General features: G+C 46.7%; 1 protein-coding gene. It reads left to right on the top strand.

Features of this window, described 5'->3' with window-relative positions; translation table 11 throughout:
- Window positions 1-215 (top strand): hypothetical protein (locus B4113_RS20545; RefSeq protein WP_235597989.1); only part of this gene is annotated, 215 nt, incomplete at its 5' end.
- Window positions 216-503: the final 288 nt, after the last annotated feature.

Raw genomic sequence — 503 nt, 5'->3', positions numbered from 1 at the left:
ATGCCGAACTGACGCAGGATTTTCATCCCCGGGTGGAGGGCAAACCATTGCCCATGGATCTTTTCCGTGAAAATGCCAAACTGACGCGGGATTTTCATCCCCGGGTGGAGGGCAAATCGCGCTGCCCATGGAACTTTTCCGTGAAAATGCCGCACTGGCGCGGATTTTCATCCCCGGGTGGAGGGCAAAACGTTGCCCATGGATCTTTTCCGTGAAAATGCAGGACTGGCGTAGGATTTTCATCCCCGGGTGGAGGGCAGATCACGCTGCCCATGGATCTTTTCCGTGAAAATGCCGCACTGGCGCGAGATTTTCATCCCTAGGCGGAGGGTAGATCGCTGCCCATGGAACGGAACTTTTCTGTTTAAAAGGATAGGATTTACAAGTATATATTAGCAAGTTATCGTTAAATTTGGAATAGATAATGCTATTATGCAACAAAATTTTAAAAAATTTATATTTTTTATATTTCCGAGCTTTATATCTCACATTTCGCACCCTTC

The sequence above is a fragment of the Geobacillus sp. B4113_201601 genome, assembly GCF_001587475.1.
GTDB lineage: Bacteria > Bacillota > Bacilli > Bacillales > Anoxybacillaceae > Geobacillus > Geobacillus icigianus.
The sequence above is the reverse complement of the archived record's forward strand: the minus strand, read 5'-3'. Positions and strand labels throughout refer to the sequence as shown.